Genomic DNA, 16,126 nt, shown 5'->3' with positions numbered 1-16,126 from the left:
CCTCGAACAGGTCAATGCGGAATTTTTCGTCGGAACTCAAATCGATGAAATCGACCATCACATCGTCGGCGGCCACATCGCAGCACAAGCTCTGATGGCAGCCAGTGGGACCCGCCTGCCAGGCTCGCGCTCGATCTGGCCGGACCACCGCCGGCGGGCATTCGAATGTGGTGGCGCCCCAACGGCGTTGCACAGAATGACCCGATCATTGCCGACTGCCTGGCGGTCTATGTCTCCGGCCGCACACTACTTGAGTCGGCGATGATCGCGTGCCGCACGACTCCGCTGGGACCTGGCCGCTCGGCGTTGATGGATCATGCGGTGTGGTTTCACCACCCGCCCGACCTTTCGGATTGGCTTCTCTACGAACAGCATTCACCCAGCGGCGTCGGCGGCCGGGGGCTGGCGCAGGGCAGCATGTTCAACCGCACGGGTCAATTGGTCTGCACCATGGCCATGGAGTGCTACTTCAGCGGCAAATCGGGCGGTTAACGGGCCGCCATCGATCTGGCCGGGCCCAGCGCGACGGGCAATGTGGACCAGCCATGCAGCACCCGGGTGTCACGGCGGCTGCCCGCGCCGGCTGAGCGAACGTCGGGAAAGCGGTCGAAAAACGATCGCAATCCCACTTCGCCTTCGGCGCGCGCCAAAGCCGCTCCCAGGCAGAAGTGTCGACCACCAGAGAACGCGAGATGCCTTCCGGCGTTTTCCCGTTCGATGTCGAATGTGTTCGGGTCCGCGAAAACCGCCGGATCGCGGTTGGCAGCGGCGAGGTACACCACGACCAGTTCGCCTTGGCTGACCGGGCGGCCCGCGACCTCCGTGTCGTTCAGCGCCAGCCGCGCGGTGAGTTGGACGGGCGATTCCAGCCGCAGAATCTCTTCGACGGCACCTGCCCACAACTCGGGGCGCTGACTGAGCGTGTGTAAATGCTCGGGGTTGTCCAGCAGCATGCGAATCCCGTTGCCCAGCAGGTTCACCGTGGTCTCGAACCCGGCCGCCAGCACCAGGCCGGCGACCGCTCGAAGCTCGTCTTGATCGAGATACGTTTCCGGCGAACCGCTTTCGGCTTTACGGATCAACTGGCTCATCAGGTCGTCGCCAGGAGCGCGGCGCAACTGCTGCAGATGGGCATCCAGCCAGCGGCTGAATCCGGCGATCCCGCGTTGCACCCGCCGGTATTGCTGCCAGGGCAGCCCGAAATCCAAACTGGGCGCGGCGAGCTCACCGAACTCGAGAATGCGCTGTCGATCGCTCTCCGGCACTCCGAGGATGTCGCTGATGATCGCCACCGGCAGCTGGGCGCAGTAGCGGTCGACGACGTCGACGACGCCCGGATCGCGAGAGAGGTCTTCCAGCAACGACTCCGCGGTGCGCTCGACGCCGTCGCGCAGCGCGGAAACCGCGCGTTGGGTGAACACCGATGACACCGTCTTGCGGTAGCGGGTATGGTCCGGCGGCTCCACGGCCAGCAGTGACGGCGGGCGCAACGGGTGGAGCAGGTCGTCGCGAGCATGACGCTCGAGCCACCGCAACGGTGCGGGCAGATTCGATCCGATCGAAAGCACCCGGAAGTCATCGGATCGCAGCAATTCGTGTCCGATCGCGTGGTCGGCCGTGATGTAGCCGATGCGCGATCGCACCAGCGGACCGCGGGCCCGGACCTCCTCGTAGAAGGGCACCGGGTTCGCCTTGACCCTCGGGTCGGCGATCAACCGGGCTTGCAGGTCACCGCGCCGCGCCCCGATGGAGGCGCCGCCACGCACGAAACCGTGCAGCGCCAGCCAGTGCAACCTCTGCTTCAGTGCGATAGCCACGGATCGAGCCTCCACATCGTCGCGCAGTGCTATCGCAAAGCCTACGACTTCGAGCGGAGGTCGGCTGTCAGCCCAACTCCCAGTTCATGTTTTTCGCGAAGGTGATCGCGTCGTCGCTGACGGTGCCCAGCGCGTGACTTCGCTCGACGTACTCGCGCACCATCGGCAGGAAGTTCATCGGGTTGTAGGCGTCTTCCTCATAACTCCACAAGCCATCGCCGGCGTACTTCATGACCGAAAGATTGGCCGCCTGGTGAATGCTCCCGTCGCCGGGATCGCGCATCCGATTCTGGAACTCGCAGAACACCCAGCCGCGGTCGACGTCGATGGAGTGCCAGGACGTCGGATAGAAGGGCATCTCGCTGCCGGGGAAGACATTCATCGTCGAGACAATCCAGTCACGGATCTGCTCGCGGCCGTGCAGCGTTCCATAGGTGTGCTCGACATAGGTTGCGTCCTCGGTGAATTGGTCGGCGAACCGTGACCAATCCCAACTGGAGCCGATCTCCACGACCACTTGCGTATGGTGCCCGAAGGCCGATTCGATCTCGTCGCGCGACCAACGTCCCATGCCAACCTCACTCACGCCTCAGCCACATCCTTGATGCGATGCAGCGTCTTCGTCATGTCACGAATGTTGCGCCGCTGCCGCAGGAATCCACCGAACAGCCAGTAGTACACGCCGACCAGCGGCGAGGAGGTCATCCGGAATGATTCGGTGACATCGGTTCCGTCGCCGCCACCGGACGGGGCCAGCTGGTAGTGCCAGCTGTTCACCGCTCGGTCGCCCATAAGCACGTCGAAGCCGAATTCCCTGCCCGCTTCGCATGCCGTGACCCGACATGTTGTCCAGTACACCGGGCCGATCTCGTTTCGCTTGACGTGGCCGCGGAACCGCGCGCCGAGCGCGGGCCCGGTTGCCCCGTCCAGCCATTCGGCCTCGAACGTTTCGGGGGAGTAGCGGCCGATGTTCCGGACGTCGGCGATCAGGTTCCAGATCTTGTCCGGCGGTGCTGCCATATGAACTGTCGCAGAGCCCTTCATGGGCCGATCCAAGCATGCTCGCGGGCGGCCGGTGAGCGGAAATGCGGATGTTCATCGTGCCGTCGCGGCCAACCTTGTACAGACGATGGATCCGCGCTAGCGTTTCGACGGCTGCAATCACGATTCGGACGGAGTGACATCATCGACGATTCCTTCCCCAGCACAAAGCGGTCCAAGAACGACGGGGGACCCGATGACGGCGAGGCGCCTGTCATTGTCAGCTTGGTCGAGGCGGCGATGCAGATGTTCTCCGCAGCGATCGACGCCTTGCCCGACACCAGCGATGCAGAGTTCTCCGCACGCGCGAATGTGATCCTGTCCGGCCTGCGGAAGCTGCAGACCGCTCTCACAAAAGCAGCGTCCCGCGGTCGCGCGACACCGTCAGTCATCGTGTCCCTCAGCGGAGTTCGGACCCGCTATGACGACCTGATGGCGATGGCGTCCGAGGCGCCCGGCGCAACATTGGGCCAACAGCTGTATGTCGTTCGGCGGCGCTCGAAGCTTTCGGCGCAAGAAACCGCGAACGGCGCGGAACTCACCCCCGAACTGCTGGACGCCATCGAGGCCGAGGAGACCCCGACCGACGAAGAGGCGGCCCGGATCAAAGAACTGCTCGCGGCTCTAGGGGGCTGACGCCGCCTCGCGGTTAGCCCGCGTGGGCGCCGAGGGCACCCTGCAAATCACCCTTCATGGCGTTCAACTGCGCGCCCCAATACTCCCAGCTGTGCGTTCCGTTGGCGTCGAAGTTGAACACGGCGTTGTGACCACCGGCCCCGTTGTAAGCGTCGCGGAACTTCAGGTTGCTGCTTCGCACGAAGTTCTCCAGGAACTCGGCCGGCATGTTGGCCCCACCCAACTCCGACGGGGTGCCGTTACCGCAGTAGACCCACAGCCGGGTGTTGTTGCCGACCAGCGCGGGGATCTGCAGACTCGGGTCGTTGCGTGCCCACGCCGGGTCGCTCGACGGACCCCACATGGCGTCGGGCTTGTAGCCACCGGCATCACCCATCGCCAGGCCGATCAGCGACGGCCCCATGCCCTGTGAGGGATCCATCAGGGCCGACAGCGAGCCGGCGTAGATGAACTGCCCGGGATGATAGGCCGCCAAGATCAGGGACGACGAGCCCGACATCGAGATGCCCACCGCGGCGCTGCCGTTCGGCTTGACGCTCTTCTGCGAAGACAAGTACCCGGGCAACTCGTTGGTCAGGAAGGTCTCCCACTTGTACGTGGAGCAGCCCGCCTTACCGCAGGCTGGGCCGTACCAGTCGGCGTAGAAGCTGGACTGGCCGCCGACCGGCATGATGATCGACAGCCCGGAGTTCGAGTACCACTCGAACGCGGGGGTGTTGATATCCCAGCCGTTGTAGTCGTCCTGCGCCCGCAAACCATCCAGCAGGTACACCGCCGGGGAGCCGTTGCCGCCGCTCTGGAACTGGACCTTGATGCTGCGGCCCATCGCCCCCGACGGCACCTGCAGGTACTCGACCGGAAGTCCGGGCCGGGAGAACGCCCCCGCCGTCGCCGCTCCACCGAGAAGGCCGACCAGGCCAGGCAGCACGGCGGCCGCAAAAGCGGCGACCGTCAGTCGCCGCACCCAACCACGCATCTTGTCGCTTCCGTATGCCATAACACGTCCCTTGTCGACGGCGTCACGCGAATATCGCAAAACTTACCGTGCGGTCGTCCATATGTCGATCAAGACGCAAACGTGTGTCCGGTCGGCCTCGACCGCCACCACCTGCGGGTACCCCTCGTCAGGCGGGCGAAACGGCAAGTCGTGGCAACATTTTGCGGCCTCGCGGGTCGGCAGAGGCGGTGATCCCCGGTCACCTTCCGTCGCCGCGACCGCGTAGGCTCGCCCGGGGTAGACCGACGAGACCACGCCGTCCCGGTCCTTCCGCCGCTCGCGAACCAGCGCATCGACTTCCCTGGTCGCCGTTTTGCGGCGCTCGGGCGCTGGGCCGCGATTGAGGTGCAGATTTGGATACGGTACTTGGGCTGTCGCTGACGTCGACGTCAGTCGGCTGGGTCTTGGTGGCAGGCCGTGACGCCGCCGGCACCATCCTCGATCACGACGATTTCGACGTCCGCCCCACCGCCGGAGTGCAGGCGGTTTATACCTCGGAACAGGCGAGCGCGGCGGTGTTGGACGCGCACGCCGCAGCTGCGAGTTATGACCAGCGGCTTCACGTTGTCGGCGTCACCTGGAGTGATGAGGCGGCGGCGGAGTCGGCGTTGCTTCTGGAGTCACTGACCGACGCGGGGTTCGACAACATTGTCCCGGTTCGGTTGTGCGACGCGTGCGAGATGTTGGCCCGGGCGATCGCCCCGGTCGTCGGGTATGACACGGCCGCTGTGTGCGTGCTGGACGGTGACTCGACGGTCGTCGTGATGGTCGATGCCGGCGACGACGAGCCCCAAACTGCCATCAAGCAGTTGTCGGGCGGGCCGGATCATCTGGTCCGGTGGTTGACCGCGCTCTTCGACCGCAGTTCCTGGCAGCCGGCCGGCGTCGTGATCGTGGGTGCCGAACACGACCTCGACGCGTTGTCGCCGCGGCTGGAGGAGGCTGTGCCGGTCCCGGTCATCACTCAGCTAGGCGCGGAGTTGGCTTTGGCTCGCGGAGCTGCGCTCGCCTCGGCTCAGAGCACCGAATTCACCGATGTCGAGATGGTTCGGGCAGTCAACAGCGGGCGGCCGGATCACGAAATCTCCCGGCAGCGCTCATATGCCGCCGCGGTGACGATGCTGGGTGCCGGAGCAGCCACATTCGTGGCGTCGCTGTCGCTCGCGCTTGGTCCGCACCTGGTGCCCCGCCATGCACCCGATCCGGTCAAGCCGGTGGCTCACTGGGCGGCACCTGCACCTATCGTGCAGGCCCCGGCTCCGCGGCCGGCCGCGGTCGAAAGGCCGGCAGCGCGTCCGGCCCCGAAGCCTGCGCCGGCACCAGAGCCGGTCGTTGAACCGCAGCTCGTCCTCGCTCAGGCCCCGGCCGACATACCCGCCGCGGCACCGGTTCCGCCGCCGGTGGTGCCTCCGCCGCCACCGGAGCCCAACCCGCACCCACTGCTGACGAAGTTGCTCGAACGTCTGCACGGGCAGGCGCCCGACCAACAGCCGCCGCCGCAACCTCCGCCGCCCGGAGCGCCGTCGCCGTAGCACTGCGGGAATGTGCGCGACGTTAACCCGTGAATTCCCTGGCGATTTCGGCTGCGGCAGTCAAAGCATCCAGGTGCTGGTCGACGGAGACCAGCCCGGCGCCCATGGTGTTGATCGACATGTGTGAGGCACCTGAGTCCGCCCAGCTCCGGAAACCGGCGGCCAGGTCCTCGGCGCTGCCGTTCCAGGAAACCTGCCCCTGCATGCCGAGCCGGGCGGGGTCTCGGCCCGCCTCTGTCGCGGCTCGCGCCACCTCCTGACGCGCCAGTTCGAGTTTGGGTCCGGGGCCCACCATCGGGAACCAGCCGTCGCCAAGCCGACCGGCGCGTCGGTACGCGCGCGGCGAGGAGGCCCCGAACCAGACCGGAATCGGCTGCTGTACCGGCAGCGGCGCCAGCCCGGCTCCGGTCACCCGGTGGTAGTCGCCGCGGTAGCTGACGCTCGGCTCGGTCCACAGCTTGCGCATCAGCTCCACCTGCTCGTCGCAGCGCTTTCCCCGAGTCGAAAAGTCTTCTCCCAGAGCCTCGTACTCGACGGTGTTCCAGCCGAGTCCGACTCCCAGGCGTAGCCGGCCGCCGCTGAGTAGATCCACCTCGGCGGCCTGTTTGGCGACCAGCACAGCCTGTCGCTGCGGCAGGATCACGATGCCGGTGACCAACTCCAGGGACGTGGTGACCGCGGCAAGGTAACCGAATGTCACCAACGGCTCGTGGAACGTGTTGTGTAGGTCGTACGGACCGTTCCAGCCGGGGTGAACATCCGGGTCGGCGCCCACGACGTGGTCGTAGGCCAGCAGATGCGTGAATCCCAGCCCCTCGACATGTTCGGCGTAGGCCCGAACGGCACCCACGTCAGCGCCAATCTCGGTCTGCGGGAACACCACTCCGATCCGCATCGCGACTCCTTTCATCAGCTTTCGTGGGCGCGCCGCGCGGAGAAGGACACCGTGACGTCGTCGGCGACTTTCATCGAGCCCAGCAGCTGCGAGTACGGCTTGATGCCGAACTCGGATTGCCGGACCGTGGTCTCGCTGGACAGCGACCAGCCGTCATCCGCCTCGTCGGTGCGCACGTTCACGATCTGCCTTCGCGCCTTGCCGTGGATCGTCAACGTCCCGGCCAACCGGTAGCCCTGGCCGGTCTTGTCAATAGTGTTGGCAGCAAAAGTGATTCGCGGAAATCGCCGGGCGTTCAGCGAACGTAAGGCGTTGTTGCGCACCAAGGCCTTCTCCGGGCCGGACAACGGGATCAGGCCGCCCTCGCCGCGCACCACCTCGAGCGAACCGACCTCGACGGTCAATTCCGCCCTCACCGGCTCGTCCGCGTCCCATTGCGTCGTCGCCTGCCAGCGCCGCATCGCGATCGTCAGCCGGTGCCCCATCTGCGCGGCGCGACCGGCGACGCCGGTGCGGACCAGCAGCTCACCGTCGCCGCCGTCGAGGCTCCACAGCCCGCTGTCGCGCGTCAAACCGTCAACACGGTGCGGTAGTGCGCCCGGCCCTGCTCCAGCGCCGCATAACCTTCCGCGGCTTGGGCCAACGGCAGCTCTTCGATCCACGCCCGAACGCCCGACAAGACGGCGAATTGCATCGTGTCTTCGATCTCTTTGGCGGTCCCGGACGGGTGGCCGATGACGCTGAGTCCCGGGGTGATCAGTTGCAGTGGGCTGATCGGCAACGGCTCGGGTGTGACCCCGATGGTGACGAGTTCACCCTGGGGTTGCAAGCCACCGACGGTCGCGGCCATCGCCTTCGAAGCCCCCGCGGTACCCAACACCACGGCGACTCCGCCGAGGCCTTTCAACGCTTCGGAGACGTCGCCGTCGGTCGCGTCGATGTAGTGGTGCGCGCCCAGCTTGAGCGCATCTTCTTTCTTGGCGGTGCCGCGATTGATCGCGATGGTCTCGAAACCCATTGCGCGGGAGAACTGCAGCCCCAGATGACCGAGTCCGCCGACGCCGAGAATTGCCACCCGGTCGCCGGGCAATGCCTTGGTGTGACGCAGTGCGTTGTAGGTCGTGACGCCCGCACAGCCCATCGGGGCGGCTTCGGCATCAGACAACTCCGAGGGGACGCGGGCCAGCGCGGTGGCCGGAACCGTCACCGATTCGGCATAGCCGCCGGGATAATGCCAACTCGGCACCTGCCCGTTTTCGCAGTGGATGAACAGGCCCTTGCGGCACTGTTCGCAGCGGTTGCAATTGCCGCCGAACCAGCCGACCGCGACTCGGTCGCCGACTGCGAAGTCCTCGACGCCGGCGCCGACGTCGGCGATCTTCCCGGCGATTTCATGTCCCAGCGTCAACGGCCACGACAGGCCGGGGAAGTTCCCGGCCACAAAGTGGGCGTCGGTGCCACATATCCCGCATGCGCCCACACTGATGCGCACTTCGCCGCGTGCCGGCGGCGTTGTCTCGACATCGGCCAGCTCCAGCGGTGCGCCCGCGGCCTTTACCTGAACTGCTTTATGTGACGGCATAGCCGTAGCCTAATGCGCGACAGGGCATTTCGCCTGGGCATCACCGTGGTAGTCGACCTGCCAGTGTTTGATGCCGTTGAGCCAGCCCGAACGCAGACGCTCGGGTTTGCCGACCGATTCCAGATCGGGCATGGCGTCGGCGATCGCGTTGAACATCAGGTCGATCGTCATCCGCGCCAGGTTGGCCCCGATGCAATAGTGCGCGCCCGTACCGCCGAAGCCGACGTGCGGGTTCGGGTCGCGCAGAATGTTGAAGCTGAACGGGTCGTCGAACACTTCCTCGTCGAAATTGGCTGAGCGGTAAACCATTACGACACGCTGACCCTTCTTGATCTGCACGCCGGACAGCTCATAATCCTCCAGCGCGGTCCGCTGGAACGACGTGACCGGGGTGGCCCATCGAACGATCTCGTCAGCGGCGGTGGCGGGACGCTCTTTCTTGTAGAGCTCCCATTGATCGGGGAAGTCCGTGAACGCCATCATGCCCTGGGTGATCGAGTTGCGAGTTGTCTCATTGCCGGCGACCGCAAGCAGGATGACGAAGAAGCCGAACTCGTCGTCGGAGAGTTTGTGACCGTCGACGTCGGCCTCGATCAGCGTGGTGACGATGTCCTCGCCAGGGTTCTGGGCCCGGTCGGCGGCCATTTGCATGGCGTACATGATCAGCTCGACGGAGGCGGCGATGGCGTCATTGGTAGCGAACTCCGGGTCCTGGTCGCCGACCATCTGGTTGGACCAATGGAACAACTTCATCCGGTCTTCCTGGGGTACGCCCAGCAACCCGGCGATGGCCTGGAGCGGAAGCTCGCAGGACACCTGTTCGACAAAGTCGCCGGAACCATGTGCGGCGGCGGTTTCAACGATCTGCCGGGCGCGCGCCTCGAGGTCGTCGCGCAGTCGCTCAACGGCTCGGGGAGTGAATCCGCGCGAGATGATCTTGCGCAACCGGGTGTGGTGCGGGGCGTCCTGGTTGAGCAGGACGAACTTGCCCCGCTCGATCTGCTCGCCGACGGTGCCGTCTTTGTAACGCGGCAGCGCGGTCTTCTCCAGGCTGGAGAACACGTCGCTGCGCAGCGAGATCTCCTTGACGTCCTTGTGCTTGGACACCACCCAGAATCCGCCGTCGTCGAACCCGCCCACCCCCAGCGGTTGTTCGTTCCACCAGATCGGCGCCGTCCGCCGCAGCTCGGCCAGTTCTTCTACCGGCAGCCGCTCGGCGTGAATGTCGGGATCGGTGAAATCGAATCCGGCGGGGATATTTGGAGTCGGCATCAGTGGGCACTCCTCATGAAACGGCTGGATTATGACGCGTTCTGGCCCAGTAAAGCATCGCGACAGCAGAGATGGAACGGCTTCTGGACGGATTGTCGGACGAGGATTGGAACGTGTTCTCGTTGTCGACTGCGGTGAGTTTTGGCTCCGCCGATGGTCTGGATTGAATGCAGGCAGAGCAACCAGGGAAGGGATCGTTCATCCGCATCCTTGTCAGCGACTTCATCAGCCTCGACGGAGTTGTGCAGGCGCCCGGAGCTCCGGGGGAGGACACCGACGGCGGTTTCCGCCACGGTGGATGGTCGATGCCGTACTTCGACCCGGGCACCATGGGCCCCGCAATCGGCGAAATCATGGCCGCAACCGAGGCACTGCTGTTCGGCCGGCGTACCTGGCAGGCGATGGCGCCCGCCTGGCCCGGCCGGGCGGGTGATCCGTTCGCCGACCGGATGAATGAGATCGGAAAGTACGTGGCGTCGCGGACGCTGAGCCAACAGGACCTCACCTGGTCCGGCTCGACACTGCTGCCGGCCGAGGACGCCATCAGGGCCGTGCGCGAGCTGCGTGCGCGCGACGGCGCGGCACTGCAAGTGATGGGCAGCGCGTCGTTGGCTGCCCAGTTGATCGCGCACGGATTGGTTGACGAATACCGACTGATGATCGAGCCGATCCTGCTGGGTGGGGGCAAGCGACTGTTTCCCAACGACAGCTCAGCCCGCGCACTCGAGCTCGTTTCGGCGACGACGACCGCTACCGGTGTTCTGATCTGCACTTACCGGCCTACCGACCGTTGACGAAGCTCTGCATGCGGTCGCGCGAAACGACCTTGTGGCGCCGGAAGCACTGACTATGCTTTTCTCCAGATCACCGGGCTCGCGGGATGGCCCTGGTCACGCATACACCGAAGGTGGGTCATGATTCGCACACTGCTCGTCGCCGCTGCGATTGCCGGTGCCGGTGTCGGAATGGCTCCGGTCGCGCTCGCCGACCCGGGGCATTACGACGGAGACGTGCCGGGGATGAACTACGACGCGTCGCTGGGTGCGCCGTGCGACAACTACGAGCGGTTCATCTTCGGACGTGGCCCGGGCGGTCAGGCGGAAGCGTGCCACTTCATCGTCAACCAATTCCCGGCCGCGCAGTCGGGGTTTTGGGTAATCACCTACCCGCTCAACGGAGTTCAGCAGGTCGGCGCCAAGTGCGACAACCCGCGTGGTTCGTCGGCCCAGAGTCCCGACGGGCTTCCGATGCTCTGCACCGAACATGGTTGGCAGGTTGGGCAGCTGACCGGTGGTGGGTACCCGAGGCCCGGCGGGGGATTCCCGACGGACACCGGTATCACCGGCTAACCGCACGCCGACACAGAGGGGATATTTCGATGGCCTTCAAGCCGAAAGACGCGATCGACGCCGCCAGGGACATCGTGAACAACGCCGTCGAACGATCGTCGGACATCGTCGAAGACGCCGGCCACATCATCAAAGGGGATATCGCCGGTGGCGCCGGTGACATCGTCCACAATTCACTGGACATCGCCACCTATGCCGTCGAGCGAGCCAAGGAAGTCTTCACCGGCGAGCCCACCGACGACGAGTGATCAGACGGCGGCCGCGGCGTTCAGCTCGTCGAGACGGTTCGTCGCTTCCAGGTACTCCTGCACCCAGCGTTCGATGACGGTCGACGTCTTCTCCACCTTGGAGAACTGCCCGACGACCTGACCGACCGGGTTGAACGCCACGTCGACAGATTCGTTGGGGAATCTGTTCGTCGCGCGCACCGCCATGCCGGAAACCATGTACTGCAACGGCATGCCCAGCGGCTTCGGGTTGTCCGGCGCCTCCCACGCCTCGGTCCAGTCGTTGCGCAGCATCCGGGCCGGCTTGCCGGTGAACGAGCGGCTACGCACGGTGTCGCGGCTGCCGGCCTTGACGTACGCGGCCTGCTGAACCGGGGTGTTCGAGGATTCCTCGACCATCAACCATTGCGAGCCGGTCCACGCGCCTTGCGCGCCCAGCGCCAACGCCGCGGCGATCTGCTCGCCACTTCCGATGCCACCGGCGGCCAGCACCGGCACCGGGGCGACCTCCTTGACGACTTGCGGCCACAACACAATTGAGCCCACCTCGCCACAGTGGCCACCGGCCTCGCCGCCCTGGGCAATGATGATGTCGACGCCCGCGTCGGCGTGCTTGCGTGCCTGGGAAGGAGAGCCACACAACGCGGCCACCTTGAGTCCGGCGTCGTGGATGTGCTTGATCATCTCCGGCGGAGGGGTGCCGAGCGCATTCGCGATCATCTTCACCTTCGGGTGCTGGAGCGCCACCTCGACCTGAGGCGTAGCTGTCGCCTCCGTCCATCCGAGCAATTGCAGGCTGTCGCCGTCGCTGTCCTCGATCGGCACGCCGTGGTCAGCGAGGATCTTCTTTCCGAAATCCAGGTGCTCTTGGGGCACCATCTTGCGCAGCGTCTCGGCAAGATCCTCGGCCGACAAGTGCGAATCCATACCCTCGTACTTGTTGGGGATCACGATGTCGACCCCGTACGGGTGCTCGCCGATGTTCTCGTCTATCCACTTGAGTTCGATCTCGAGCTGCTCGGGTGTGAAGCCGACAGCCCCCAGCACGCCGAAACCGCCGGCCTTGCTCACCGCGACGACGACATCGCGGCAGTGCGTGAACGCGAAAATCGGGAACTCGATGCCGAGCTCGTCGCAGATGGGAGTGTGCATGCCGGATTCCTTACTGGTCTGCTTACGGGCGACATAATTGGAACGTGTTCTAGTTTAGTACGGAATTCTTGTGTTGTGACCCCGGACCACTTAAACCCACCCAGGGCGGGCCACCCACAGCACCAAAAAGGCCAGCATGCAGCCTGCACACACCACATGGTCGCGCCAGATGGACCGGGCCAGTGCGGTTTGATCGGTCGAAGTGCCCCAGCGGTTACCGAGTCGAGCCGCGTTGGGGACGGTGCGCGTCAGTGCCAGCAGCACCGGCGTTGCCGCGAGCAGCGTCGACGCCACGGCCAGCCCGCCGGGGTCGTGACCTCTGATCAGTCTAAAACCCAACGCTGCCAGTAACACCGCCATGACGACAGCGATCAACCGGCTCATCGGTCGAGAACCGGTGACCGCGCGCCGGTAGTAGTCCGCGATGGAAGCCAGCACGGATTCGGGCAGGTCGCCGGCGGCACGGCGGTGCCGGAGGACCTGCGCGTCGAACATGAGGTCCATCCACAACACCGCGAACAGAAACCCGCTGCATGCGGTGAGTAGCGAGGTCGCAACGCTCATCGTCTGATTGTTTACCGCGAGGGCCCCCGAGTCCCGCGGTGGAACAAGTTCTAATTCGACGTCCGGCTGCGGTAGCCTGACGCGTCATGGGACGCGTGGACGGAAAAGTTGCACTGATCAGCGGTGGCGCTCGGGGGATGGGAGCTGCCCATGCCCGGGCGCTGGTCGCCGAGGGTGCCAAGGTCGTCGTCGGCGACATTCTCGACGATGACGGCAAAAAACTCGCCGACGAAATCGGCGAAGCCGCACGCTACGTCCACCTCGACGTCACCCAGCCCGACGAGTGGGAAGCCGCGGTGTCCACCGCGGTCAACGACTTCGGGAAGCTCAACGTGCTGGTGAACAACGCCGGCATCGTCGCGCTCGGTCAGCTCGGACAGTTCAATGTGGACAAGTGGAACAAGGTCATCGACGTCAACCTGAACGGCACCTTCCACGGCATCCAGGCCTCGGTCGAGCCGATGAAGGCCGCGGGCGGCGGTTCGATCATCAACGTCTCGTCGATCGAGGGCCTGCGCGGCGCGGTCATGGTGCACCCCTACGTCGCCTCCAAGTGGGCGGTGCGCGGGTTGACCAAATCGGCCGCCCTCGAGTTGGCCTCGCAGAACATCCGGGTCAACTCCATCCATCCCGGCTTCATCCGGACGCCGATGACCAAGCACTTCCCGGACGATATGGTCACCGTCCCGCTCGGCCGCCCCGGTGTCTCCGACGAGGTCGCCTCCTTCGTGGTGTTCCTGGCCAGCGATGAATCGTCCTATGCCACCGGTGCCGAGTTCGTGATGGACGGCGGACTGGTCAACGACGTCCCGCACAAGTTCTAGCCGCTGGCCGCTATCGACACCGCGCAACAACGGTTTCAGCGAACCGCTCGATGGCCGCGCGACAGCCCTCTCGGTTGCTCGCCTCGACACCCTCGCCCATCCAGGGCGCGCACATCACCGCGGTGATGCCGATATCCTCTGCACGGCGGAAAAGATCGACAGACGGCATCTCCAGCAGCGCCAACATGATCTCGAAAGGCTCACCGTCACGGCCGTATTCGCGCCGTAGCTCCCTAAGCTTCTGCGCGTATCGGACCGCGTCGTCCCAGACATAAGTCGTGCCGACCCAGCCATCGCACAGCCGCGCCGCCCGGCGCAGCGCCACCTCCGATTCGCCGCCGGAGAAGATCGGCACCGGCGACGGCGGATGGGGCTCGAGCATCAACTCCGGCACCTGGTAGAAGCGACCACTCCACGACACCCAGCCGCCCTGCCACAGTGCACGCAACGCGGGGATCATCTCGTCCAGCCGCTTGCCGCGGGTGCTGAAATCCTGTCCCAGCAAGTCGAATTCCTCGCGCATCCAGCCGGCGCCGACCCCGACTGACACCCGGCCGCCGGAAATCACCGCCGCGGTTGCCACCTGTTTCGCCACTTCGACGACCGGCCGCGACGGGGCGACGTAGATGGCGTTGGAGAACCGCAACCGCTGCGTGATCGACGACATCGCACCGATCATGATCCACGAATCCGGCCAGGCCGTCTCGGGCTCCCAAGGCGGCACCCCGGCCGGCGACGGATAGGGCGAGGTCAGGTTGCGTGGATAGATCAGGTGATCGGCGCAGATGACGCCGTCGTATCCGCATTCGTCGAGCATGCGGGCAATGGCGAGCGCGTCATTGGTGTCCATAAACGGTGTGCCGGACCAGAACTGCATCACGCACCCTTCCGGTCAACGACATCCGCGAAAGTGCAACTGCCGACATATTTCCCAAGTAGAACCGTCGGTAGTTGCACTTTCGTCGGTTCACGGGGCAACCTGGGCACGTCCTAAGACTTTAAGGTCCTTTTCGCAATCCCGGGCGCAAGCACGAAGAACGCGCTAGGAAATGGATGGTGGATTTCGAACTCGACGCCGCGCAGGACGCCTGGCTGGCCGAGGTGCGTGCATTTCTCACCGAGAACGTCACGCCGGCGCTGCGCTCCGAACTGGCGGAACACGGGCAGGAACTGCCGGGCGGCGAGGTCGTGTCATTTCGTCGCAAGATCGGCGAGCGGGGCTGGTTCGGGCTGAATTGGCCGTCGGAATACGGCGGTCTGGGACTCGGCGCGGTCTATCAGCACCTGCTGATGCGCGAGTTCGAGTACTGGGGTGTTCCGGGTCCGGATCTCACCGTGACTTCGGTCGCGCCGATGATCATGCGGCACGGCACCGAACAGAACAAGCTCGAGTTCCTTCCGCCGATCGCTCGCGGCGAGCTGATCTGTGCGGTCGGCTATTCCGAACCCGAAGCGGGTACCGATCTGGCCAGTCTGCGCACCCGCGCGGTGCGAGACGGCGACGAATGGGTCATCACCGGCTCCAAGATCTGGAACAGCGTCGCAAACCGTGCCACGCATGAATGGCTATGCGTGCGAACCGATCCCAGTGCGGCCCGACACCGCGGCATTTCGGTGGTCATGGTTCCGATGAATCTGCCCGGCATAGAAATCCGGCCGCTCTACGCATGGTCGGGCTATCGCACCAACGAAGTGTTCTTCGATGAGGTCCGGGTGCCGGTCGGCAACCTGATCGGGGAACTCAATCGGGGCTGGACCTACATCACCGGCGCGCTGGACCTCGAGCGAGGCGCGCTGACCAACGCGGGAGATCTGCGGCGCGCACTCGACGAACTGACTGAGCTCGGGCGCCGGCCGCGACGCGACGGTTCGGTGCCCGTGCAGATCGCCGGCTTCCGCCGACGTCTGGCCCAAGCGGAAGCGGATGTCGAAGCCGCCACGTTGATGGGATATCAGGCGGCCTCGTTGCTGGACAGCGGCCTGATTCCCACCGTGGAGGTCAGCATCGAGAAAGTGTTCAGCAGCGAATTACGTCAGCGGATCGCCGATTTGGCCATCGACGTGCTCGGCCCCGACGGCCTGCTGGCCTACCTCAGCCCGGGGGCGCCCGAGGACGGGAAATTCGAACGGCTCTACCGGGTGTCGCCGCTGATGCGCTTCGGCGGCGGCACCAACGAGGTACTTCGCGACGTGATCGCGCAGCGTGGCCACGGCATGCCGTCCTACGGACGCTGATGG

General features: G+C 65.2%; 19 protein-coding genes. 8 read left to right on the top strand and 11 right to left on the bottom strand.

The window, feature by feature from the left end; translation table 11 throughout:
- Positions 1-135: 135 nt before the first annotated feature.
- Positions 136-492 (top strand): hypothetical protein, encoded by a 357-nt coding sequence (locus VGG53_RS10035; RefSeq protein ID WP_414688935.1) that lies wholly within the window; start codon positions 136-138, stop codon positions 490-492.
- On the opposite strand, the gene VGG53_RS10030 is transcribed toward VGG53_RS10035, so the two are convergent.
- From VGG53_RS10030 to VGG53_RS10020, 3 genes are all read right to left on the bottom strand, one after another.
- Positions 489-1,805, bottom strand: a complete 1,317-nt coding sequence (locus VGG53_RS10030) for a cytochrome P450 (protein ID WP_331517923.1) — start codon at positions 1,803-1,805, stop codon at positions 489-491. The genes VGG53_RS10035 and VGG53_RS10030 overlap by 4 nt on opposite strands.
- Before the next feature lie 79 nt (positions 1,806-1,884).
- Positions 1,885-2,388: a nuclear transport factor 2 family protein gene (locus tag VGG53_RS10025; protein ID WP_331517922.1), complete on the bottom strand. Its 504-nt coding sequence runs from the start codon at positions 2,386-2,388 to the stop codon at positions 1,885-1,887.
- Between the two features lie 11 nt (positions 2,389-2,399).
- The gene (locus VGG53_RS10020; RefSeq protein ID WP_331517899.1) at positions 2,400-2,861 is read right to left on the bottom strand and encodes an SRPBCC family protein; all 462 of its coding nucleotides are present in this window, start codon (positions 2,859-2,861) and stop codon (positions 2,400-2,402) included.
- Positions 2,862-3,104: 243 nt separating this feature from the next.
- On the opposite strand from VGG53_RS10020, the gene VGG53_RS10015 reads away from it, so the two are divergent.
- The gene (locus tag VGG53_RS10015; RefSeq protein ID WP_331517921.1) at positions 3,105-3,494 is read left to right on the top strand and encodes a hypothetical protein; all 390 of its coding nucleotides are present in this window, start codon (positions 3,105-3,107) and stop codon (positions 3,492-3,494) included.
- A 13-nt stretch (positions 3,495-3,507) separates the two neighbouring features.
- Here VGG53_RS10015 and ag85B read toward each other — a convergent pair whose 3' ends face one another.
- The gene (gene ag85B, locus VGG53_RS10010) at positions 3,508-4,491 is read right to left on the bottom strand and encodes a diacylglycerol acyltransferase/mycolyltransferase Ag85B (RefSeq protein ID WP_331517898.1); all 984 of its coding nucleotides are present in this window, start codon (positions 4,489-4,491) and stop codon (positions 3,508-3,510) included.
- Positions 4,492-4,844: 353 nt separating this feature from the next.
- On the opposite strand from ag85B, the gene VGG53_RS10005 reads away from it, so the two are divergent.
- A complete protein-coding gene (locus VGG53_RS10005; RefSeq protein WP_331517897.1) occupies positions 4,845-6,023 on the top strand; it encodes a DUF7159 family protein in 1,179 nt (392 codons plus the stop codon).
- Positions 6,024-6,045: 22 nt separating this feature from the next.
- On the opposite strand, the gene VGG53_RS10000 is transcribed toward VGG53_RS10005, so the two are convergent.
- The 4 genes from VGG53_RS10000 to VGG53_RS09985 are packed head-to-tail and all read right to left on the bottom strand — an operon-like array spanning position 6,046 to position 9,772.
- Entirely contained in the window at positions 6,046-6,918 is an 873-nt protein-coding gene (locus VGG53_RS10000) for an LLM class F420-dependent oxidoreductase (protein WP_331517896.1), read from the bottom strand.
- A gap of 14 nt (positions 6,919-6,932) precedes the next feature.
- Positions 6,933-7,490: a YceI family protein gene (locus tag VGG53_RS09995; RefSeq protein ID WP_331517895.1), complete on the bottom strand. Its 558-nt coding sequence runs from the start codon at positions 7,488-7,490 to the stop codon at positions 6,933-6,935.
- The gene (locus tag VGG53_RS09990; protein WP_331517894.1) at positions 7,487-8,500 is read right to left on the bottom strand and encodes an alcohol dehydrogenase catalytic domain-containing protein; all 1,014 of its coding nucleotides are present in this window, start codon (positions 8,498-8,500) and stop codon (positions 7,487-7,489) included. The genes VGG53_RS09995 and VGG53_RS09990 overlap by 4 nt, the downstream gene beginning before the upstream one ends.
- Before the next feature lie 9 nt (positions 8,501-8,509).
- Positions 8,510-9,772 carry a cytochrome P450 gene (locus VGG53_RS09985; protein WP_331517893.1) on the bottom strand — a complete coding sequence of 421 codons (1,263 nt, stop codon included), beginning with the start codon at positions 9,770-9,772 and terminating at the stop codon, positions 8,510-8,512.
- A gap of 167 nt (positions 9,773-9,939) precedes the next feature.
- Here VGG53_RS09985 and VGG53_RS09980 point away from each other — a divergent pair, with 167 nt between their 5' ends.
- From VGG53_RS09980 to VGG53_RS09970, 3 genes are all read left to right on the top strand, one after another.
- Entirely contained in the window at positions 9,940-10,566 is a 627-nt protein-coding gene (locus VGG53_RS09980; protein WP_331517892.1) for a dihydrofolate reductase family protein, read from the top strand.
- Positions 10,567-10,686: 120 nt separating this feature from the next.
- Positions 10,687-11,121: a hypothetical protein gene (locus VGG53_RS09975; protein ID WP_331517891.1), complete on the top strand. Its 435-nt coding sequence runs from the start codon at positions 10,687-10,689 to the stop codon at positions 11,119-11,121.
- Positions 11,122-11,150: 29 nt separating this feature from the next.
- Entirely contained in the window at positions 11,151-11,369 is a 219-nt protein-coding gene (locus VGG53_RS09970) for a hypothetical protein (RefSeq protein ID WP_331517890.1), read from the top strand.
- Here the strand turns inward: VGG53_RS09970 and VGG53_RS09965 are convergent, their stop codons facing one another.
- Both VGG53_RS09965 and VGG53_RS09960 read right to left on the bottom strand, forming a co-directional pair.
- Positions 11,370-12,500: a nitronate monooxygenase family protein gene (locus VGG53_RS09965; RefSeq protein WP_331517889.1), complete on the bottom strand. Its 1,131-nt coding sequence runs from the start codon at positions 12,498-12,500 to the stop codon at positions 11,370-11,372.
- Positions 12,501-12,590: 90 nt separating this feature from the next.
- The gene (locus VGG53_RS09960; protein ID WP_331517888.1) at positions 12,591-13,064 is read right to left on the bottom strand and encodes a hypothetical protein; all 474 of its coding nucleotides are present in this window, start codon (positions 13,062-13,064) and stop codon (positions 12,591-12,593) included.
- Between the two features lie 86 nt (positions 13,065-13,150).
- Between VGG53_RS09960 and VGG53_RS09955 the strand changes: the two genes are divergently transcribed.
- A complete protein-coding gene (locus VGG53_RS09955) occupies positions 13,151-13,888 on the top strand; it encodes a glucose 1-dehydrogenase (RefSeq protein ID WP_331517887.1) in 738 nt (245 codons plus the stop codon).
- Between the two features lie 10 nt (positions 13,889-13,898).
- Here VGG53_RS09955 and VGG53_RS09950 read toward each other — a convergent pair whose 3' ends face one another.
- Positions 13,899-14,765, bottom strand: a complete 867-nt coding sequence (locus VGG53_RS09950) for a TIGR03619 family F420-dependent LLM class oxidoreductase (protein ID WP_331517886.1) — start codon at positions 14,763-14,765, stop codon at positions 13,899-13,901.
- A gap of 179 nt (positions 14,766-14,944) precedes the next feature.
- On the opposite strand from VGG53_RS09950, the gene VGG53_RS09945 reads away from it, so the two are divergent.
- Positions 14,945-16,123 carry an acyl-CoA dehydrogenase family protein gene (locus tag VGG53_RS09945; RefSeq protein WP_331517920.1) on the top strand — a complete coding sequence of 393 codons (1,179 nt, stop codon included), beginning with the start codon at positions 14,945-14,947 and terminating at the stop codon, positions 16,121-16,123.
- The last annotated feature ends 3 nt before the right edge of the window (positions 16,124-16,126 follow it).

The organism is Mycobacterium sp., assembly GCF_036490025.1.
Taxonomy (GTDB): Bacteria; Actinomycetota; Actinomycetes; order Mycobacteriales; family Mycobacteriaceae; genus Mycobacterium.
Note: the sequence above shows the minus strand (reverse complement) of the source record. Positions and strands in the feature narration are given on the sequence as shown.